The organism is Streptomyces mirabilis (genome assembly GCF_039503195.1).
Taxonomy (GTDB): domain Bacteria; phylum Actinomycetota; class Actinomycetes; order Streptomycetales; family Streptomycetaceae; genus Streptomyces; species Streptomyces mirabilis_D.
The window spans coordinates 1,283,993-1,304,893 of sequence record NZ_JBCJKP010000001.1 but is presented as its reverse complement, the minus strand read 5'-3'; the positions used below and the strand labels follow the sequence as shown (position 1 = coordinate 1,304,893).

The window sequence follows — 20,901 nt, the reverse complement described above, 5'->3', positions numbered from 1 at the left end:
ATCCGCAACCGGGTCCGGCAGCCACGCACAGCCGGGTCCGGGGGCCACGCACGGGGGACGCCCCCGAGGTCCGGTTCGCGCCCGGGCACGTACCATTGCGGCATGTCCTTCCTCCGCCGCCGCAGCGCCACGCCCGCCGGGCCCGACTTCGACGTTCTGGCCATGGATCCGGGTGACTGGCCGGGCAATCTCGGTGCCGGTCTGCTGCCCGCCCCGGACGGCAGCTGCCAGGGTGTCTTCCTGCGCTACGACCTGTTCGGCGGCCGTGGCCCCGCGATGATCATCGGCAATCTGCCCGAGGGCTCCCCGGCCCGCGAGGTCGCCGAGGACGAGATCCCCTTCGAGGTGGCCCAGCTGCTGCTGGCGCTGGAGAACGACGAGGAGGTCACCGTCACCGGGACCGAGGACATCCCGGTGATGCAGGGCGACGGTCTCCTCATCGTGCGCCGTCTCAAGCTCTCCGAGACCCGCATCTCCTGCGTGCAGTTCGACCGCAGCGACAATGTCCTGGTGACCATCGCCGCCTGGGACCGTCCCATCACCGACGACCTGTACGCCCTGTTGAAGCCGCTGCCCCCGGAGCTTTTCCAGCAGGGCTGAGGCCCCGGCGCCGCCTTCAGGCGGCCGGCTGCCACCCGAGTGCCGGACCGAGCCGGGTGGCGAGGTCGGTGAGGATCTGCACGTAGTCCTCGTGCCCGAAGGTGAACGGCAGCGCGAACGCGACCTCGTCGACCTCCCGGAACGCGGCGTGGGCGTACAGCTGTTCGGCGATCTCCTCGGAGGTGCCGACGAGATCGGGCGCGAACATCATCCGGGCCGGGCCCTGCGGGGTCGCGGTACGAGGAGTGCGCTTCAGGGCGTACTCCTCGTACTTCTCGCGCTGCTCGGGTGAGGCGCTGTCGGTGGGAATGACGACGAGGCCCTGGGAGACCCGGGCACGGTCGCCGTCGGGGTGGTGGGCGCGGAACGTCCGGATGTGCGACCGCTGGATCTCGGCGAAGTCCTCGGACTCCTCCGCCTTGACGACACTGCTGGTCAGCAGGTTCATCCCGTGCTCGCCCGCCCACTGCGCGGAGCGCAGGCTGCCGCTCCCGTACCACATGCGCCGGCCCAGACCCGCGGCGTGCGGCTGGACGCGGTCGGAGAACACCTCGAAGCCCTCGACGCCGCTGAAGTCGGTCGCCGACTTGCCGCGCACGAAGTCCAGCAGCCGTTCCACGCGCGCGTAGCCGAAGTCCTCTACGTCGCCGGTGTCGGGGTAGAGGGCCCGCTTGACCTGGTCGTAGTGCATCGGCGGGCCGACGCTGACGCCCGGGTTGAGGCGGCCCCCGGACAGGATGTCGACCGTGGCAAGGTCCTCGGCCAGCCGCAGCGGGTTCTCCCACCCCACCGGGATGACCGCCGTCCCCAGCTCGATCCGGCTGGTGCGCTGCGAGGCCGCCGCCAGTACGGCCACGGGGGAGGAGATCCCGTACTGGAGATGACGGTGTCGCAGCCACGCGCTGTCGAATCCCAGCCGCTCACCGAGCTCGATGATCTCCAGTGTCGACTCGTGACCCCGCCGCGGGTCGGCCTCGTCGAACAACCCGATGGTCAAGAAGCCCAGCTTCCGCAAGGGGTGTGAGGGCAGTGGCACGAGGCTCCTCCAACGTTCGCGACGATCTCTGTTGAACAGTCGAACGTCGGCGCCACGGCGGCTATGCCCAGGGTGGCAGGCGCTTTCCGCACTGCCGCCCCGACGTCCACGGAGTCCGCGGGGTGGCGCGGTTGCGACATGTCCCATCCGCGCCACCGGGAAACGGTGACATCGAGTCCGGCGGCAGCGGATTCTGTGCAGCACCCGAATGAAGATCTCCTCACGCGCACGACCATGCACGGAAAGGTGCCGATCAGATGAGACGCATCCGCCTCGCGGCGGTGATATCGGCCGGCCTGGCGCTGACCGCCGGCGGCATGCCATCGGCGGCCGGCGCGGCTGGTGTGTCCAGTACGGCCGGGACGACCACGACGGCAACGGCAGCCACCGCTGTCTCGGGGAGGCTCGGCGGGTGGCAGCGCCACCGTGCGGCTGATCACCGGCGACCGTGTGACCGTCACGACGGACGGCGACGGCAAGCGGATCGCCGCCGTCGAGCCCGGCAGCGGCAGGCGCGGCATCCTGTTCCGGACCGTGGAACAGGACGGTGACCTGACGGTTCTGCCCTCCGACGCCCAGGACCTGGTCTCCGCCGGGCGCCTGGACCGGCAGTTGTTCAACGTCAGCGCACTCATCAAACAGAAGTACGACGCGGCGCACACCGACACGCTCCCCCTGATCATCGGCCGACCGGCCGGTGTCCCGGCCGCCGCGGTGCACAGGCTCACCACGCTGACCGAGGACGACGCGCCCGCCCGCACGCTGCACAGCATCGACGCGCAGGCGGTCCGGATCTCCGACGACGACCTGGGCCGGTTCTGGAAGCAACTCGCCCCCGCCCCGAACAGGGTGAGCGCCGCGGGCGTGGCCGCCACGCCCAGGATCTGGCTGGACGGCCGGGTGGACGCCACCCTCGACCGCAGCACCGGACAGATCAACGCCCCGGCGGTCTGGAAGGCCGGGTACGACGGCACCTCCGTCAAGGTCGCGGTACTCGACACCGGTGTCGATCAGACCCATCCGGACCTGGCCGGACGCATCAGCCAGGCGAAGGACTTCTCGGGCAGTTCCGGGACCGGTGACGTCTTCGGCCACGGCACCCACGTCGCCTCCACCGTCGGCGGGACCGGCGCCGCGTCCGGCGGCACCCGCAAGGGGGTGGCACCGGGCGCCGACCTGCTGATCGGCAAGGTCCTCGGGGACGACGGCTACGGAACCGAGTCGCAGGTCATCGACGGCATGGAGTGGGCCGCCGCCGAGGGCGCCAAGGTCGTCAACATGAGCCTGGGCTCGGACGAGGTGAGCGACGGCACCGACCCGATGAGCCTCGCCGTCGACGAACTCAGCAGCACCAGCGGCGCCCTGTTCGTGGTGGCGGCCGGCAACAGCGGAGAGCAGGGCCAGGAAACCATCGGCTCGCCCGGCGCCGCGGACGCCGCACTGACCGTGGGCGCGGTGGACCGCGACGACTCACTCGCCCCGTTCTCCAGCCGAGGTCCGCGCCACGGCGACCGCGCGGTCAAGCCCGACGTCACCGCGCCGGGCGTGGGCATCGTCGCGGCCCGCGCGGCCGGCACCACCATGGGCGAACCGGTGGACCAGTACTATGTGGCCGCCTCCGGTACGTCGATGGCCACCCCGCACGTGGCGGGCGCCGCCGCCCTGCTCGCCCAGGCGCATCCGACCTGGAGCGGACAGCGGCTCAAGGACGCGCTCATCAGCACGGCGCACACCGTCGGGGGACAGCAGGTGACCGAGGAGGGCGGCGGCCGGGTCGACGTGGCCGCGGCGGCGCTCGGACCGGTCACCGCCACCGGGAGTGTGGCCCTGGGACCGTACGGGACCGGCGGCGACAACGGCGCCCCGCGCACGGCCACCGTCCGCTACACCAACACCTCGGACAAGGACGTCACCCTCGCGCTCGCCGCCCACCTCGCCACCACCGGCGGCCGGGAACTCACGACCGGTGCGCTGCGACTCGGCTCCGACGCGGTGCGGATCGCCGCCGGTGCCACCGTGGACGTGCCGCTGACGGTGGACCCCTCCCGGGCCGGCCGGGGCGACTACTACGGCTATGTCACCGCCACCACGACCGACGGCGCGGTCAAGGTCCACACCACGGTGAGCATCGTGGTGCACGGCCCCACCCACAAGCTCACCGTCACCACCTACGACCACGACGGGAACCGCGTCCAGGCACTGCCCACCATCTGGGGCACGGACGGATTCGTCGACTACGTCAGCACCGAGCCCGCCGTCGCCGAAGTCGAGGAAGGCACCTATCAACTCGACTACTCCAGCCTGGACACGGCCCACGACGGACAGGAACTGCGCCACGTCGTCCTGCCGGAGGTGAAGGTCACCAAGGACACGGCCGTCACCCTGGACGCGCGCAAGACCACCAAGGTCGACATCCGCACGCCGCGGCCCGCCGAACAGCGCGGCATCCTCGACTACCAGACCTACCGGCAGATCGACGGACACAGCCTCCTCCAGGGCACGATGTACTTCGACCTGGCCAAGCGGCTCTACGTCAGCCCCACCACGGCCGTCACCGACGGCACCTTCGAGTTCGCCTCGCGCTGGCAGCTGGTCGCCCCGCTGCTCGAGGCGAAGGTGTCGGGCAGCGACCTCGCCCTCAATCCGTACTACATGCCGAGTTCACCGCTGTTCGACGCCGGCGGCATCACCCTGACCGCCGTGGACGCGGGCACCTTCGCCACGCCCGACTTCAGCCGGGCCCGCGGCAAACTCGCGATCGTCCGCAACGAAGAGGGCACGGACGAGCGGGAGTTGACCCGGCAGGCGGCCGCAGCGGGCGTACGCGGACTGCTGATGACCCACTTCGCCGACATCGCCTGGACGCGCTGGAGCCCTGACGGCGAACGCACCGCAGTGCCGACCGTCCGCGTGGGCAAGGCGGTGGGTGCCGCCCTGCTCGACCGGCTGAAGAAGCACCCGACCACCACCGTCAGGTTCACCGGAACGGCGAAGAGCCCCTACCTCTACGACGTCATGCAGACGTCGTCCCAACAGATACCCCGGCAGGTCGTGTACACGGTGTCCGAGCGCAACAGCGCGGTGCTGCGGACCACGTACGCCGACAACGGAGGAGCGCCCTGGGCCAGTGAACAGCGGTTCGCCCGGCGCCCCTACCAGGACACCGCCTGGTTGCAGTACACCCGCTATGTGCCGACGGGCTTCGTTCGCACCGAGTACGTCAGCGCGAACGGCACGGCCTGGCTCCACCGGGTGCATCACACGACCACGTTCGACGTCGACATGCCGCTGGCCGTGGGCATGCACGACGCGCCCCGCACCTACCGGCCCGGCGAGCACCTCGACGAGCGTTGGCAGGGGGCAGTGGTGCGCCCCTCGATCCCCCGGGGCACCACGACGCCCTCGGTACGGACCGGAGACGTACTGGCCCTGCGCATCCCGGAGTTCACCGACTCCACGGCGGGTCACTGGTCACGGCTGCTCGCCGGTGACGGCGGCGGGGTGGGCGGACTCGCCACGGCGGCCGACGCGCCGGGCGGTGACACGGCAGCCGCGGCGCTCTACCGCGACGGGGCGAAGGTCGCCGACGCCGACAGTGCCTGGACCGATTTCGAGGTCTCCCCGGGCGCGGCCGACTACCGGCTGGACCTGACGACCTCGCGCGTGGACGACGAGTGGGCGTTCGCCACCCGTACGGACACCTCCTGGTCCTTCCGCTCCGCGACCACGGCCACGGCGACACCGCTGTCCCTGCTGCAACTCGACTACGACGTACCGGTCGATGCGTACAACGCGGTGCGAGCCGGGCGGACGCACACCATCGGCCTGGCCGTCCGCGCCCAGGACGGGCAGCCCGCCCCGCAGGGAGTGTCCCTGCGCGTGGAGGTGTCCTACGACGACGGCAGGCACTGGGGCGGGGCGGCGGTCCAAGGCCGCGGACACAACGCCTTCCGGGCCACCGTCACCAGGCCCTCCGGCCACGGCGACGCGTATGTGACCCTGCGGGTCACGGCACGAGACCGGCTCGGCAACAGTGTCCGACAGACGGTGCAACGCGCCTACCTGCAACGGGGGTAGACACGGCCGCGCACAGCACGCACGGCGGGTGCACGGCGAAGCGACGCGGCCGTGCACCCGCCGCCCGTCCACACGGATGCAGTACGGTGTTCAACCATTGGACGGGGTGGGACCAAGGAGAGCGCCGTGACACTGGAAGCCGCCGGGGTCACCGACGCCGAGGAGTCCGCCTACCGGATCCTGGTGACGATGAGCAACGCCTCGGCGCGCGAATTCGCGATCCGCTCGGGTGCCACCACCGCGGACGCCGCACAGACTCTCGAGGCGCTCACGGCCAGGGGACTGGCCAGTCACACCGACGGATCACCACGGCTCTACCGGGCCACGCCACCCGATGTGGCGCTCATGCCCCGGCTCAAACGCAACGCCGACGCCCTCGACCAGGCCCGCGCCACGGCCACCGCCCTGCTGGCGACCTACCGGGACACCATGCGCCGGCGTGACGCCGGCGAGCTCATCGAGGTGATCACCGGGGCGGACGCCCTGCGCCAGCACCTCCGCCGCATCCAGGCGGACACCCAGGACGAGATGCTGTGGTTCTGCAAGGCCCAGTACGTCGCCATGCCGTCGGGCAGCAACGAGGCGGAGTTCGACGCCCTGGCCCGCGGGGTGCGCTATCGGGTCCTCTACGAGAAGGCGTTCTTCGACGACGAGGGAGCCGTGGACAACGTTATCGAGGGCGTACGGGCGGGTGAGGTCGCCCGCGCGGTACCCCATCTGCCCCTGCGACTCGCCGTGTCCGACCGCGCCATCGCCATCTGCCCCCTCGTACCCGGCGGTCCGCACGGCAGCCCCGAGGAACCCACCGCGGCCCTCGTGCGCGACAGCAGCCTCCTCGCCGCGCTCATCGCACTCTTCGAACGCTACTGGGACGACGCCATCCCCCTGCACGTCGACGACACCGGAACGGTCAGCGGCACTGACGGGACATCCGGCGCCGACTCCCTCTCCACCACGGACCGACGGCTGCTCTCTCTGCTCGTCGCAGGCGTCACGGACAAGGCGATCGCTTCGCAACTGGGCCTGAGCAGGCGTACGGTCCAACGTCATATCCAGCAACTGATGACGTTCGCCGGGGCGGCCACCCGTATGCAACTGGCCTGGCAGGCCGCTCGCCGGGACTGGGTGTAGCGGAGAGGGGCCCGGTGCCCGTCTCCGGGCAGTACGCCCGCCATCGACAGGAGTCCCCATGACCGACGGTGGGAGATCTATCGGTTCCGTCCGCGGAACGTCGGGCCCGGGCAGCCGGACGTCTGGACGGTCATCGAGTTCAGCGTGGCGGCGGCGCGCGCGGCGGAGGTCGCCGAGGCGATATCGGGGGCCTTGGACCAGCCCGGTTGGTACGCGGATCTGCGGTCCGCCGACGAGACGTTCGTGGTGTTCCCGGGGCGGGTTCTGCGCTATGCGCGGGGCGACCGTACGGCCCGGGCCGAGGCCCGGGCGGTGGGCTGGACCTTCGGGGTGCCGGAACACCAGCTCGACTGGTCGGAGTAACGACGCTACGGGAGCCGGGGCCGGGGCGCTGTCCGCGGCCCGGCCCCCGCGCCCCCCGGCACCTATGTGCGCGAGCGCGTCAGGTTCACGTCCGCCGCCCGCACGAACGCCACCCGGTGGCCGAACTGGATCTCGTAGTACATGTCCTTGCCGATCACGACCCTGTGCGGGGTCGTGTCGAACGTCGGCGCGTAGAAGTACTCGCCCGGCACCTTGTCACCGACCGCGTACTTCTGGCCTGCCTGCATCTTGTACGGCAGCGGCGAGACGGCCTGGACGGGCACGCCCGCGGGGTACGCCGCCGCCTCCGGGTAGGCACGCCCGTACACGGGGATCTCCGTGACGCCGGCCTTGGGGGTCACGACCTGACCCGAGGCGTTCACCGCCGTCGGCCGGCCCTGCGGGTTCTTGAACCAGGCCTTCTGGCCCAGGTACCAGATAGCCGTCCAGTCGCCGTTCCGGTCCGCGACCGCGTACCGCTGTCCGGTGGAGACCCGTGAACCCACGTCGTTCACGTCGATCGTCGAGTCGTCGCCCTGGGGACGCAGCCCGATGTCCTTGATCAGGGGCGAGGTCTCGTCCGGCCGGGAGTAGAGCCGCACCTCGCTGGAGCCGTGCGCCGCGCAGGGCTCGCCGCTGGTGACACAGCCCGTGTACCGGGGCTGGTTCCGAGCGAAGTCCGGCAGGATGGTGACCAGTCCGCCACTCGTCCTCGTCTTCGCCTTCGTCGCACGCTGCAAGGGGTGGCCGAGCAGGGTGAAGTAGTGCTGCCAGTCCCAGTACGGGCCCGGGTCCGTGTGCATGCCGGGGATGGTCGAGGTGGTCGGGCCCGGCACGTTGTCATGACCCAGGATGTGCTGCCGGTCCAGCGGAACGTGGTACTTCTCGGCGAGGTAGGTCACCAGGCGCGCCGAGGCCCGGTACATCTCCTCCGTGTACCAGGCGTCCGGCGAGGCGAGGAATCCCTCGTGCTCCAGGCCGATCGACTTGGCGTTGATGTACCAGTTGCCCGCGTGCCAGGCCACGTCCTTCGCCTTCACATGCTGGGCGATGTGACCGTCGGTCGAGCGCAGCGTGTAGTTCCACGACACGTAGGTCGGGTCCTGGACCAGCTTCAGAACGCCGTCCCAGGTGCCCTCCGTGTCATGGATGACGATGTACTTGATGCTCTGCGACGTGGGCCGGTCACCGAGGTCGTGGTTCCCGTAGTCATTGTTGCCGAACTCCGAGTACGGGGCCGGAATCCACTCGCAGGACACGGACGTGGGGCACTCCGTGCTCTTGGCGGAGACGGTACGCAGCCCGGCCCGCCGCAGCTGCGCGGTGTCGGGGCGCAGTCCGGGCCGGGCGGCCAGCGCGACCTGCTGACCTGCGTCCGTGGTGCGCTCCTCGCCTTCGCGGATCACTCCGTAGACGTCATTGGCGTACGTCGCCGCGGTCGCGGTGTCGTCCGCGCCGGAGAAGCGTGCCACCGCGCCGTACCAGTCGGCCGCGTCGGCGCTCAGCGGCTCGCCGAGGTCCTTCTGCGCGGCGGCCAGGAGCGCGGCCCCGCCCGCCACGTTCGCCGCGGCGTCGGTGCGCAGCCGTTCCTCGGGCAGGCCGGTGAGCCGGGCCGCCTTCGTCAACGTCTTCAGCCGAGCCGGGAGTTGGGAGTTCTGCGGCACCTTGGTGGTGGGCAGCAGGGCCGCGCGCGAGCTGTCACCGCGGGCGTCCTCCGTGCCGTCGCTGTGGTGCGGTGCCTCCGCGATCGCCGTCCGTGCGTCGGTGAGGTGCATGGGGCCGTAGCCGCCGCTGGCGCTCGGCGCGCCGGCGTGCGCGTCCCAGCGGGACTGGAGGTAGGAGACGCCGAGCAGGACGCTCAGCGGCACGTGGTACTCGGCGGCGGCGCCGGCGAAGGCCCGCTGGAGCCCATCGGAGGACGCCTGCGCGGTGCTGTTCGACGGTGCCGCGCCGAGCAGCGGCAGCAACAGCGTCGCCGAGGCGACGGCGCCCGCGGTACGGCGCGCGCGTCTGTGCCCGGCGGTGGCCTCGGGGTCGGTGACGGATCCTCGCAATGCAGCCTCCTGGGACGGTCGAGCGCGGTGGGGCGTGCAGGCCGAACGTGGGTCAGTGGTATCGGCTCTCCGACGATCCGTCAATCATGCCCAGGAGCAGGCGATTTTCCATGTCAGCGGAGGACGAACACGATTTCGTGGCGGCAGCGGAACGGCCTGCGAGGCGTCAGTGGAGTGGACCGGTGGCGCGAACGGGTGAAGATGGCCCGGAAGGGATGCCGGCGGGGACGCGCCGTTCGCCGTACATCGGCGCCGCACGGCAGTGCCCCCGCAGGACGAAGGCCCGCGGTGTGCCGCCGTTCAGGCGCACCGCGGGCCTTCGTCCCCGTCAACGAGTGCCGACCGCCGCTCGAACGGCCCGACGGGCCATCTGGCAGTCGTCGTGCAGCCGCCGCAGCAGCAGCCGCTGCTCCTCGCCGGACGGCGCAGCACCCGGATGGGCCGGTCCCGGTGCCGCCGGGGTCGCGTCGTGCATCGAACGCTGCACGGCCGTCTCGTACGTACGGATCTCCCGGGTCAGTACGAGCATCAGGTTCACCAGGAAGGCGTCGCGCGCCGCGGGACCGGCGGACTGCGCGAGCTGACTGATCTGCCGGCGTGCCACGGGAGCGTCACCGAGGACCGCCCACAGCGTCGCCAGGTCGTAGCCCGGCAGGTACCAGCCCGCGTGCTCCCAGTCCACCAGCACGGGACCGGCCGGTGAGAGCAGGATGTTCGACAGCAACGCGTCCCCGTGACAGAACTGGCCCATGCCCTGCCGGCCCGCCGAGTGCGCGATGCCGTGCACCAGCTTCTGCAGGTCGCCCATGTCCCGGTCCGTGAGCAGACCCAGCTCATGGAAACGGGAGATCCGCTCCGCGTAGTCCAGCGGGGCGTCGAACGTCCCCGCCGGCGGCCGCCACGCGTTCAGCCGGCAGATCGCACCCAGTGCCGCCCGGATGTCCGCGCGGGGCGGCGCCTCCGCCGGGTGCCGCTGCAGCGCGGCCACCCGCCCCGGCATCCGCTCGATCACGAGGGTGCAGTTGTCCGGGTCCGCCGCGATCAGCCGGGGCACCCGGACCGGCGGCCGATGCCGCACGAACGATCGGTATGCCGCTATTTCGTGCCTGATCCGCTCCGCCCAGATCGAGGAGTGGTCCAGTAAACACTTGGCGACCGCCGTGCTGCGCCCCGTCGTGCCGACGAGGAGCACGGAGCGCCCGCTGCGGCGCAGTACCTGGACCGGAGCGAACTCCGGACAGATGCGGTGCACCGACGCGATCGCCGTGCGCAGCTGCGCGCCCTGAGGGCCGGACAAGTCGATTCTCCCGCTGAGCGGTTGGGTGCCGAGCCCCGGAACGCGCCGCGTCCTGCCGGCGCCGAGCACGGGGGCCGCCGGTCGAGCGGGGTCGAGGTAGGGGCCGCTGCCCGCCGCCGCCGGGCGGGGGTGAAGCGACCGGGGCGGAGCGGACACGGAGGACGATGCTGTGTACATGGGCGAAACAGATCCCTTCGTGTGCCTGCAAGTTGCTGCGCTACCCGCCCCGGCCGCCCTGGTACACCCTGGGGGAATGTCCCTCGGTAGCCGGGTCGGGGTGGCGCTTTCCTACCTGACACCGGATGCCCAGTGGCAGACCATCTGGCGCACCCTGGCGAACCCTGGCGAATAGTCGCTCAGCAACTGACAGAGGGTTACTGTCAACTCAGCCGAGAACCTGGGGGCTTGACGTGAACGGACAACCCAACACTCGTCTGTCGGATCTGTTCGGCCTGGCCGGCTGGTCCAAGGGCGAACTCGCGAGGCTGGTCAACAAGCAGGCGGCGGCCATGGGTCACCCTCAGCTGGCGACCGACACCTCACGGGTGCGGCGTTGGATCGACATGGGAGAGATCCCGCGCGATCCGGTTCCGCGAGTGCTGGCGGCTCTTTTCACCGAGCGTCTCGGCCGTGTCGTGACCATCGAGGACCTCGGTCTGGTGCGGCACGGGCGTGTGGGGAAACGGCCGGGCGGCGGGAATGTGGAACATCCCGACGGTGTGCCGTGGGCGCCCGAGCGAACCGCTGCGGTCCTCACCGAATTCACGGGAATGGACCTCATGCTCAACCGACGCGGCTTGGTGGGCGCGGGTGCCGCGCTCGCCGCGGGATCCGCACTCAGCAGTGCCATGCACGACTGGCTCCACACCGATCCGGCCCTCGTGGCCGACGCCCCTGTAGTCGACAATCCCCTGCACGCCGACCCCGCTGGGTTCGACCGTTACGAGGCCGCCCCCATCGGGTCGCAGGAGATCGAGGAACTGGAGCGCTCGGTCGAGGTGTTCCGGGCCTGGGACGCGGCCCGCGGCGGCGGGTTGCAACGCAAGGCCGTGGTGGGCCAGCTCAACGAAGTGGGAGGCATGCTCTCCTACCGACACCCTGACCATCTGCAGCGCCGCCTGTGGGGCGTCGCCGCCAATCTCGCCGTCCTCGCGGGCTGGATGTCGCACGACGTCGGCCTGGAGCCCACGGCCCAGAAGTACTTCATCATCGCCGCGCACGCGGCCAGAGAAGGCGGCGACCGGCCGCGCGCCGGGGAGGCGCTCTCCCGCGCCGCCCGTCAGATGGTGCACCTCGGCCGGCCCGACGACGCCCTGGACCTGATGAAGCTCGCCAAGTCGGGCTCGGGTTCCGAGATGCTGCCGCGCACCCGCGCCATGCTCTACACGATCGAGGCCTGGGCTCAGGCGTCGATGGGCAAGGGCCAGGCCATGCGGCGCACCCTGGGGGAGGCGGAAGACCTCTTCGTCTCCGACAAGGGTGATGTGCCACCGCCGAGCTGGATGCAGATGTTCGACGAGGCGGACATGCACGGCATGCAGGCGCTTGCCTACCGGACGCTCGCGGAGCACGACCCGGCCGCGGCGACCACGGCGCAGCGCCACGCCAAGGAAGCGTTGCATCTGCGGGAGAACGGGCGGCAGCGGTCACAGATCTTCGACTGGCTGTCGCTGGCCTCGGCGTGCTTCATCGCGGACGACCCCGAGCAGGCGGACCGCTATGCCCGGCTGGCCCTGGTGTCGATGGGGGCGAACTCCTCCCACCGCACCTGGGACCGGCTGCGCGAGATGTACCGGCTCACCGCCGAGTACTCCGGCTACCCGAAGATCCACGAACTGCGTGAGGAGATCCAACTCGCCCTCCCCAAGGGCTCGCTCAGGCCGAAGCGCGGGGGCACCACCACACAGGCATGAGCACTCCTTGCCTGTGTGCACCGTAAAGGGTTTCAGGCCGGGGCGTTCCAGGGCGGACTGTGAGCCGATCTCGGTGAGGTCTATGAGCCGATCCTGGCGATGAGCACGCAGGCGTCGTCCTCGCGCTCACTCTCGCCGAATTCCTCGACAACCGTCCGTACGCAGTCCTGGGCCGTACGGGCTCCGCGGAAGCGCGGGGCCAGGTCGAGCAGCCTCTGGACGGCTTGCGCTCCATAGTGCCCGGGGACCAGTCCGTCGGTGTGCAGGAGCAGCAGGTCGCCGTCTTCGAGGGTCTCTTCGGCCTGTCCGTAGACGGCTCCGGAGGTGGCCCCGAGCAGCACGCCGTCCGGCGCCGCCAGCATGCGCCCCGTCCCGTTGCGGAACAGCAGCGGGGCGGGGTGTCCTGCCTGCGCCCAGGTGAGGGTGCGGGTCTCGGGCCGGTAGCGGCAGCAGACGGCGCTGCCGAGGGACGGCTGCACCGAGGCGTCGAGCAACTGGTTGAGCCAGGACATGAGTTGCCCGGGCCGGGTGCCCGCGACAGCCATGCCGCGCAGGGCGCCGAGCAGCATCGCCATGCCCGAGGCGACGGTGACGCCCTGCCCGGTGAGGTCACCGACACTCAACAGCGTCGCTCCGTCGGGCAGTTCCATCGCGTCGTACCAGTCGCCGCCGATCAGCGCGCTGTTCGAGGAGGGCAGATGGCGGGCGGCGAGGTCCAGGGCCTCGGGGCCCCGCTGCGGGAAGCGCAGGGAGCCGCGCCAGGGCGGCAGGACGGCCTCCTGCAGCTGGACCGCGAGCCGGCGCTCGCTCTGCGCGTGGTGCCGGTGCAGCTGCAGCGACTCACGACTCTCGCTCACCGTCCGCTGGCTGCGCCGCAGTTCACTGACATCGCGCAGCACGGCCCACATCGCGGCGGTGCTGCCGTCGGTGTCGAGCACGGGCTCGCCCATCATGTGCACGGTCCGTACCCCGCCGTCGGGGCGCACGATACGGAACTCGCCGTCGATGGGCTTGGCGTCGATGAGGCAGTCGGTGACCATCGCCGTCAGCGTCGGCCGGTCCTCGTCGAGCATCAGCGACGGCAGTTCGTCGAGGGTGAGCGGGGGAGCGGCGGGGTCGCGGCCCAGGATGTCGTAGAGCTCTCCGGACCAACTGGCCTCGTCCGTGAGCAGGTTCCACTCGGCACTGCCCACCCGGCTGAGCAGCGAACCGCGCCGGGACGCGGCCGACGCGGCAGGTGCGGCGGGCGCGCGGGCCGGCTCCGCGGGCACCGGCGGGGGTCCGTCCCGCAGCTGTGCCAAATGCTGGTCGAGGTCGTCGAGTTGGTGCATCGCCAGATCACACAGCGCGCGCTGCCAGCGTCCCTGGGGGTCCGTGCCGTCGAGGGGAGCGTCCCGCCGAACGGCGTCCATCTCGCCGCGCAGCCGTCGCGTCTGCGAAATGAGCGCGTCGACCGAGCCGCGCGGGGGCGGCTGGGCGGATGGGCGGTCCGCAGAGAGATGGGACGGCATGACGCACTCCGATGGGGGACGGTACGACCAAGGCTGGGCGGAGGGACCGTTACGACTGTTGCACAGCCCGCGACGCCCTGTAAGGGATTTGGCAACACACGATCCGGTGGTGCTTCTGGCATATGCCGCAGTCCAGACGGACGAGTCGACCGGCATGGATTCGGTACGCGGGTCGCGCGCCCAAGTCGTAGAAAGAGTACGTGACTTGAGGGGCTCCGGGGCTGGCCGGGTCCGTCCTTCATTTCTTTGTTCGACGGTCATATGTACGCGGCGTGTCCATGCCAGGGAAAGAGGGGGGCAACGTTCACAGTGAACAGACGAAAGGCGGCGGCGTTCGGCCGCTGTTCATTCGTCTCTCACCGCATCGGTAGGGCTCCCGGCGATCGCCGCGTGCACGCTGGCGCGCGGTGTGCCGCAGGGGCACTCCGGTCACGAGGGGGCGGGCGAATGACACCGATCAGCCGAAGAGGTTTCGTGGGACTCGGCGCATCCGTGGCGGCGGGCGCCGCGCTGGGCGTCGGCTCGCGCCCGGCGGCGGCCGTCGGCGCGACGACCGGCACCATCTCGGACGTACGGCACGTCGTCGTCCTCATGCAGGAGAACCGCAGCTTCGACCATTACTTCGGCCGCCTCAAGGGCGTCCGCGGCTTCGACGACCGCAGCGGCATCACCCTGTCCGGCGGGTACTCCGTCTTCAACCAACCGAACGGCGTCGGACGGCAGTACCCGTGGAAGCTCAGCTCCACACCCGCCGCGGGCGGCAAGGACGGCGAGACCCTCGCACAGTGCAACGGCGACCTCCCGCACTCCTGGTCCTCGCAGCACTCCGCCTGGAACAAGGGACGCCTCGACAACTGGGTCTCCGGTGTCGGCAACGTCCGCTCGCTCGGCTATCTCGACCGCTCCGACATCCCCTTCCACTACGCGCTCGCCGACAACTACACGATCTGCGACGCCTACTTCTGCTCCGCACTCAGCGCGACCGGCCCCAACCGCACCTACCTGTGGAGCGGCAAGGTCGACGGCTCCAGCTACGACGGCGGCGACGAGTCCGGACTGACCTGGCAGAACTACGCCGAGGCGCTCCAGACGGCCGGAGTGACCTGGAAGGTCTACCAGAACGCGCAGGACAACTACGGCGACAACGGCTGCGCCTACTTCAAGAAGTTCGCCTCCGCGAAGGCGGGCGACCCGCTCTACGACCGCGGCATGGCCTCCGTGCCGAAGGTCACCGGCTCCACCCCCGACGACATAGCCGCCGCCATCAGGGCCGACGTCCTCGCGGGCACCCTGCCCCAGGTCTCCTGGGTGGTCGCCGACCAGGCCTTCTCCGAGCACCCCTATGCCCCGCCCGGGGACGGCGCCCACTTCGTCGACCTGGTGTACAAGGCCCTCGCGGCCGACCCGGACGTCTTCGACTCCACCGTCCTGTTCCTCAACTACGACGAGAACGACGGCTTCTTCGACCACGTGCCGCCCCCGGCTCCGCCCGCGAACACGGCGGGGGAGTTCCTCAACGGCGTCCCGTACGGTCTCGGTTTCCGTGTTCCGATGCTCGTCATCTCGCCCTGGACGCGTGGCGGCTGGGTCTCCTCGGAGGTCTTCGACCACACCTCGGTCCTGCGCTTCCTGGAGACATGGACGACGGCGCTCGGCAAGCCCGCCGCCTGCCCCAACATCAGCGCCTGGCGCCGCAAGGTCACCGGCGACCTGATCGGGGTCTTCGACTTCGGCAACCCGGCCTACGGGACGGTCCCGCTGCCCGCCACGAGCGTGCTCGGGATCGCCACCTGCGGCCCCCTGCCCAACCCGGTACCGACCACCAACGCCCTGCCCGCCCAGGAGCCCGGCACCCGGCCCGCGCGCGCCCTGCCCCACCAGCCGAACGGCTACCTGGACCACCTGGAGTTCGGGTCGGGCGGCAAGGTCCTCGCCTGGTTCACGATGGCCAACCAGGGCACCCCGGCCGGCAGGGCGGCGCACCTGTCGATCCACCCGAACGCCTACCGCGACACCACGCCCTGCCAGTACACCATCGACGCCGGCGGCACCGCCTCCGACTCCTTCAACATCGGCTCGGGGTTCGGCAACGGCAAGTACGACCTCACCATGGCCGGCCCCAACCGCTTCCTGCGCCGCTTCAAGGGCGACGCGACCCAGGCGGGCAAGTCGGCCGAGGTGAGCACCCGTTACGCCACCGAACCCGGCACCGGCAAGACCGCCCTCTACTTCAAGATGACCAACTCCTCGGCCGCCCCGGTGAAGTTCACGATCACCTCGAACCAGTACCGCGGCGACGGGCCGTGGACGTACACCGTCGCCGCGGGCGGTTCGGCCGAGGACTACTTCAACGCCGTCGCGTACCAGAACGGCTGGTACGACTTCACGATCACCGTCGACTCCGACGCGAGCTGGTCGCGCCGGTTCACCGGGCACATCGAGACGGGCACGGCGAGCGTCAGTGGCTGATCACGCGTAGAGGGCTGATCACGCGTAGAGGTCCGGGCGCGGGGCGAGTTCGACGGTCACCCGGCCGCCGCTCTCCAGCGCCCGGACCCCGGCCTCGGCGACGGCCGAAGCCGCGTACCCGTCCCAGGCGCCCGGCCCGGTCACCTTCCCCTGCCGGGTGGCGTCCACCCAGGCCTGCACCTCGCGGTCGTAGGCGTCGGCGAACCGTACGAGGTAGTCCTGTGCCACCTCCTCGCGGGCATCGCCCGCCGTCGTCACCACCATGGTGTGCTCGTCCCCGATCCGCGCGCTCCCGGACTCGCAGACCGCCTCGCAGCGCACCTGGTAGCCGAAGCCGGAGTTGACGAAGACCTCGACGTCGACGAGAGCGCCTTCGGCCGTCTCGAACACCACGAACTGGGGGTCGAGAAGACCTTCGGGGGCACCCGTGGACGCCCGTGGGCGCAGCACGGTCACGGCGGTGAGTTCCTGGTCGAGCAGCCAGCGTGCCACGTCGATCTCGTGCGAGACGGAGCTGTTGACCAGCATCGCCGAGGTGAAGCCCGGCGGGGAGGACACATTGCGGTGCGTGCAGTGCAGCATCAGCGGACGGCCCAGCCGCCGACTGTCCAGCAGGGACTTCAGGCGCTGGTACTCGGCGTCGTACCGGCGCATGAATCCGACCTGCACCAGCCTCCGGCCGAGCCGCGCCTCCGCCTCCGCCACCCGCAGTGCCCCGGCCGACTCCGGCACCATCGGCTTCTCGCACAGCACCGGCAGACCGCGGTCGAAGGCCGCGAGCACCGCCTCCTCGTGCGCGGGCCCGGGGGAGGCGATCAACACCGCCTGTACACCGGGTGCGTCGAGGGCCGCCGCCACCTCGGTGTGCACCGAGACACCGTCGATGCCGGTGACGGCGTCCTTGGCGCGCCCGGTGTCGGGATCGGCCACCGCCGCCACCCGGGCGCCGTTCACCACCCGGTCGATCCGTCGTACGTGGTCGGCCCCCATGTGGCCCGCACCCAGGACCGCGACACCCAACAGCTCACTCACGCGCTCACCTCTCCGGCAGACAGCTCTGGAGGCGATTGTCTGCCGGAATGATCAGTAGCGCAGCACCCCGGCGATGCCTTTCGCGTCACCGAGACTGCCGTCGGGGACGAAACGGACGTCCGCTCCGGTCTCCAGGCACTGTTCGACGATCTCGTCGACGATGTCCTCGCGGGCGTCCAGATCACCGCTCTCGGCCGGGACCAGATGGTCGCCGCCGTCGTCGCGTACCGTCACGCGGTAGTTCTCCTCGACGGCCAGCAGGCGGACCCGGCCCTGGGAGGCGTTCTGCCACACCTCGTCGACCCCGGCCGCGAACTCCTTGCGGCCACGGGCGGATTCGAGCTCCCGGGCCACCGCGTCGGTGTCCCTGCGCTCCTCGGCACTGATCAGCGGACGGACCGCCTGCCACACGGCGTCGGGGGTGCCGTGCGCGAGTCCGCCGTGCGGGATGTGCGTGGCGTCCTTGGTGACCGTGCCGACCTCGTCGAGGAGGGAGAGCGCGGCGGTCTCGCCGGTGACGTACAGCGGACGCGGATCCTCGCGCAGGACGGCGCTCATCGCGGTGTCGGCGTCCCGCACGAAGTGCTTGGTCCGCTCGTCGCGGAAGGTGCTGGGCAGGTCTCCGATGCGCTCCTTGCGCTCGGCGTTCGGGTCCTCGAGGCTGCGGGTCCGCGGGAAACCGCCGATGCGCTGCTCGGTGACCCGGTCGGCGCCGCCGTTCCACAGCGTCACCCGGTCCGCCGACACCGCGAGCACCCAGAACGGCCGCTCCGAGACCTGCGCGGCGACGAGGTTGCGGGTCAGGAAGGTGTCCGAGAGCACCACGCGCTCGGGCACCGTGCGGGCCAGCGACCACACCTGGTGCTCGCCGGGCGCCGCGAAGATCGCGAGGCCCTCCTCCGCGTGCGCCAGGTCGACCTCGGCGAGGGCCTGGTCGAGCTGCTGGACGAGGTCGGTGCGGCGTTCGCGGGTGACCGCCGGATCGGACTCGATCTGTTTCTTGGCCTCGGCCACGACATTGCGCAGCCGGACCGGATCCTGGGCGTTGTCGGGTTCGCGGCGGTGCGTGGGCGTCAGCACCGACACCGCGGGATAAGGCCGCGGCCTGCGCAGCATGGTGAGGGTCGCTGGGCTGAGTGCGTGCTCCATAACAGCACGATAGAGCCGATTCAGTTATCGGGCATTTGGGGCAATTGATTGTTAGTGTCGCTCAGGTCGCCAGATGACGTTCCGGCCCTGTTCGAGAACGGCGCCGCCGAGCACGTGATCGGCGCGGGCCTGCCGAAGCTGCGCTCCGCGATGCACCCCGACACGGTCTTCACCTTCGCCGACCGTGACCTGGTGACGCTCTACCCGACCGTCATGGACGCCGTCCGCACCTTCTCCCTGCGCCCGAGCGACAAGGCCCCCGGCATCGAACTCACCGACGAGGGCACACGCCCTTCACCGAGGTCGTCGCCAAGGCCCTCGGACTGTCCGCACTGCGGATCGTGGAGACGGGCGGGGACCTGTACGGCTCCGAGCGGCAGCAGTGGGACAGCGGCAACAACGCGGCCGCGCTGGAACCGGGCGTGGTCTACGACCGCAACACCCGGACCAATACCCTGCTGCGCAAGGCCGGGATCGAGGTCATCACCGTCGTCGGCGCCGAGCTGGGGCGTGGCCGGGGCGGCGGCCACTGCATGACCTGCCCCATCATCAGGGACCCGGTGGAGTTCTGAACCCTCAGAACGCGTCCGGATCCGCCGCCTTCCAGTCCGCCTCCCAGGACGCGGGCGGCTCCGCGAGCAGCACGCCGGGCTCCAGCCACTCGTAGAGCTGCGCGTACGACCGTACGGTCGCCGGGTCCGTACGCCGCAGCAGCTGATGCGGTCCGAGCTCGGCCGGATCGCGTACCCCCATGGCGGCCATGATCCGGCTCGCGCTGCGGACCGTGGCCCGCTGGTAGCGGTGCACGCGCGCCGACTTGTCGGCCACGTCCAGGGCGCGCACCCGGCGCGGGTCCTGGGTCGCGACCCCGACCGGGCAGGTGTTGGTGTGGCAGCGCCGGGACTGGAGACAGCCGAGTGCGAACATCATCGCGCGGGCCGCGTTCGTGTAGTCGGCGCCCTGCGCCAGCCGTTTGACGATGTCCGAACCGGTGGCGACCCCGCCGCTCGCGCCGATCCGCACACGGTCGCGCAGCCCGGTGCCGACCAGCGCGTTGTGCACCGTGATCAGCCCTTCGGTCAGGGGCGTACCGAGGGAGGCGGCGAACTCCGGCGGCGCGGCCCCCGTACCGCCCTCGGCGCCGTCGACCACGATGAAGTCGGGCGAGACCCCCTCGGCGAGCATCGCCTTGCAAACGGCGAGGAACTGGCGGCGCGAGCCGACGCAGAGCTTGAAGCCGGTCGGCTTGCCGCCCGCCAGCTCCCGCATCCGGGCGAGGAAGCACACCAGCTCGCGCGGGGTCGAGAACACCCGGTGGTACGGCGGTGACACCACCGCCTCGCCCTCCGGGACCCCGCGGGCCCGGGCGATCTCGGTGCTCACCTTGGCGCCGGGCAGCACCCCGCCGATGCCCGGCTGCGCCCCCTGGGAGAGCTTCAGCGACACGCACTTGACCTCCGGCAGGGCGGCCTTGTCCGCGAACTCCCGTGCCTCGAAGCCCCCTTCCGGGGTGCGGCAGCCGAAGTACCCGCTGCCGATCTCCCAGATCAGGTCGCCGCCGCCCCGCAGGTGGTGGTCCGAAAGACCGCCCTCGCCGGTGTCCTGCGCGAAACCGCCGAGCGCAGCGCCCCGGCTGAGCGCCAGGATCGCGTGCGAGGACAGCGCCCCGAAGCTCATCGCGGAGACGTTCAGCAGGGCCATGTCGTACGGCTGGGTGCAGTCCGGGCCACCGACACGCACCACGGGCGGCTCGTCCGGCATCTCGACCGGGCGCATCGACGGTTCCAGGTACTCGTACCCGTCCCCGTACAGGTCAAGCCCGGTGCCGAAGGGCTCCTCGACCTCGACGCCCCCGGCGCGCTCGTACACGAGGCCGCGCACATCACGGTCGTCGGGCCGCAGGAGGAAGCGGAGGTGGCCGAGCAGGGGACGGTTCCGCAGGACCGCGTGGCGGCGCTGGGCCAGGTCCCGGACGGCGAGCGCGGTCAGGGCGAGCAGTACGGTGGCCGCCCCCCACCACCAGGGTGAGACGGCCCATGCCAGGACCAGCGCCCCGGCCGCACCCAGGGCGACGAACAGCGGCAAGAGCATCCGGCGCACACCACGAGTCAAACCCATGGGGCGGAAAGAGGCGAAAGCGGGCATGCCGCCCGGGTGCCCGAGGATCTCCCCCACGGGCACCCCGGCGGATGTTGAGGAAGACTTTGCCCGTGGCCGATTCCCGTTCGCCGACGCCCGGCAGCGGGCCGATCCGTCCGTCCGCGGGACG

Annotated in this window: 13 protein-coding genes and 1 pseudogene; 7 read left to right on the top strand and 7 right to left on the bottom strand. The window is 71.0% G+C overall.

Translation table 11 applies throughout. The features are described 5' to 3' along the window. The first annotated feature begins 102 nt into the window (after positions 1–102). Positions 103–600, top strand: a complete 498-nt coding sequence (locus AAFF41_RS06535) for a hypothetical protein (RefSeq protein ID WP_054232928.1) — start codon at positions 103–105, stop codon at positions 598–600. 16 nt (positions 601–616) lie between these two features. Here the strand turns inward: AAFF41_RS06535 and AAFF41_RS06530 are convergent, their stop codons facing one another. Next, the gene (locus AAFF41_RS06530) at positions 617–1,636 is read right to left on the bottom strand and encodes an LLM class flavin-dependent oxidoreductase (RefSeq protein WP_319745985.1); all 1,020 of its coding nucleotides are present in this window, start codon (positions 1,634–1,636) and stop codon (positions 617–619) included. Positions 1,637–2,062: 426 nt separating this feature from the next. Here AAFF41_RS06530 and AAFF41_RS06525 point away from each other — a divergent pair, with 426 nt between their 5' ends. The 3 genes from AAFF41_RS06525 (at position 2,063) to AAFF41_RS06515 (ending at position 7,207) form a co-directional block, all read left to right on the top strand. Then, positions 2,063–5,713, top strand: a complete 3,651-nt coding sequence (locus AAFF41_RS06525; protein ID WP_343323645.1) for a S8 family serine peptidase — start codon at positions 2,063–2,065, stop codon at positions 5,711–5,713. A gap of 126 nt (positions 5,714–5,839) precedes the next feature. Next, on the top strand, positions 5,840–6,844 hold the full coding sequence (locus tag AAFF41_RS06520) for a helix-turn-helix domain-containing protein (protein WP_319745992.1): 1,005 nt from the start codon (positions 5,840–5,842) through the stop codon (positions 6,842–6,844). Positions 6,845–6,988: 144 nt separating this feature from the next. Next, positions 6,989–7,207, top strand: a complete 219-nt coding sequence (locus AAFF41_RS06515) for a hypothetical protein (RefSeq protein ID WP_343323644.1) — start codon at positions 6,989–6,991, stop codon at positions 7,205–7,207. 62 nt (positions 7,208–7,269) lie between these two features. On the opposite strand, the gene AAFF41_RS06510 is transcribed toward AAFF41_RS06515, so the two are convergent. Beyond that, positions 7,270–9,261 carry an N-acetylmuramoyl-L-alanine amidase gene (locus AAFF41_RS06510; protein ID WP_319745998.1) on the bottom strand — a complete coding sequence of 664 codons (1,992 nt, stop codon included), beginning with the start codon at positions 9,259–9,261 and terminating at the stop codon, positions 7,270–7,272. A gap of 328 nt (positions 9,262–9,589) precedes the next feature. Further along, positions 9,590–10,735, bottom strand: coding sequence for an aminoglycoside phosphotransferase family protein (locus AAFF41_RS06505; protein WP_060898028.1), 1,146 nt, complete (start codon positions 10,733–10,735; stop codon positions 9,590–9,592). 233 nt (positions 10,736–10,968) lie between these two features. Here AAFF41_RS06505 and AAFF41_RS06500 point away from each other — a divergent pair, with 233 nt between their 5' ends. Continuing rightward, a complete protein-coding gene (locus tag AAFF41_RS06500) occupies positions 10,969–12,471 on the top strand; it encodes a DNA-binding protein NsdB (RefSeq protein WP_319746001.1) in 1,503 nt (500 codons plus the stop codon). A gap of 80 nt (positions 12,472–12,551) precedes the next feature. On the opposite strand, the gene AAFF41_RS06495 is transcribed toward AAFF41_RS06500, so the two are convergent. Beyond that, positions 12,552–13,982, bottom strand: a complete 1,431-nt coding sequence (locus AAFF41_RS06495) for a PP2C family protein-serine/threonine phosphatase (protein WP_319746004.1) — start codon at positions 13,980–13,982, stop codon at positions 12,552–12,554. A 447-nt stretch (positions 13,983–14,429) separates the two neighbouring features. On the opposite strand from AAFF41_RS06495, the gene AAFF41_RS06490 reads away from it, so the two are divergent. Next, entirely contained in the window at positions 14,430–16,451 is a 2,022-nt protein-coding gene (locus AAFF41_RS06490; RefSeq protein ID WP_343323643.1) for a phosphocholine-specific phospholipase C, read from the top strand. 18 nt (positions 16,452–16,469) lie between these two features. On the opposite strand, the gene AAFF41_RS06485 is transcribed toward AAFF41_RS06490, so the two are convergent. After that, positions 16,470–17,483 carry a Gfo/Idh/MocA family protein gene (locus tag AAFF41_RS06485; RefSeq protein ID WP_319746009.1) on the bottom strand — a complete coding sequence of 338 codons (1,014 nt, stop codon included), beginning with the start codon at positions 17,481–17,483 and terminating at the stop codon, positions 16,470–16,472. A gap of 51 nt (positions 17,484–17,534) precedes the next feature. Then, positions 17,535–18,632, bottom strand: coding sequence for a baeRF3 domain-containing protein (locus tag AAFF41_RS06480; RefSeq protein WP_319746012.1), 1,098 nt, complete (start codon positions 18,630–18,632; stop codon positions 17,535–17,537). 54 nt (positions 18,633–18,686) lie between these two features. Between AAFF41_RS06480 and AAFF41_RS06475 the strand changes: the two are divergent. Further along, a pseudogene (locus tag AAFF41_RS06475) lies at positions 18,687–19,204 on the top strand (arginine deiminase family protein). Positions 19,205–19,208: 4 nt separating this feature from the next. On the opposite strand, the gene AAFF41_RS06470 reads toward AAFF41_RS06475, so the two are convergent. Continuing rightward, positions 19,209–20,723: an FMN-binding glutamate synthase family protein gene (locus tag AAFF41_RS06470; protein WP_319746014.1), complete on the bottom strand. Its 1,515-nt coding sequence runs from the start codon at positions 20,721–20,723 to the stop codon at positions 19,209–19,211. Between the last annotated feature and the right edge of the window lie 178 nt (positions 20,724–20,901).

Coding starts and splice junctions, on each gene's coding strand:
- AAFF41_RS06470 (WP_319746014.1), bottom strand. CDS start 20,723: ATGCTCTTGCCGCTGTTCGTCGCCCTGGGTGCGGCCGGGGCGCTGGTC.
- AAFF41_RS06495 (WP_319746004.1), bottom strand. CDS start 13,982: ATGCCGTCCCATCTCTCTGCGGACCGCCCATCCGCCCAGCCGCCCCCG.
- AAFF41_RS06535 (WP_054232928.1), top strand. CDS start 103: ATGTCCTTCCTCCGCCGCCGCAGCGCCACGCCCGCCGGGCCCGACTTC.
- AAFF41_RS06505 (WP_060898028.1), bottom strand. CDS start 10,735: ATGTACACAGCATCGTCCTCCGTGTCCGCTCCGCCCCGGTCGCTTCAC.
- AAFF41_RS06480 (WP_319746012.1), bottom strand. CDS start 18,632: ATGGAGCACGCACTCAGCCCAGCGACCCTCACCATGCTGCGCAGGCCG.
- AAFF41_RS06490 (WP_343323643.1), top strand. CDS start 14,430: ATGACACCGATCAGCCGAAGAGGTTTCGTGGGACTCGGCGCATCCGTG.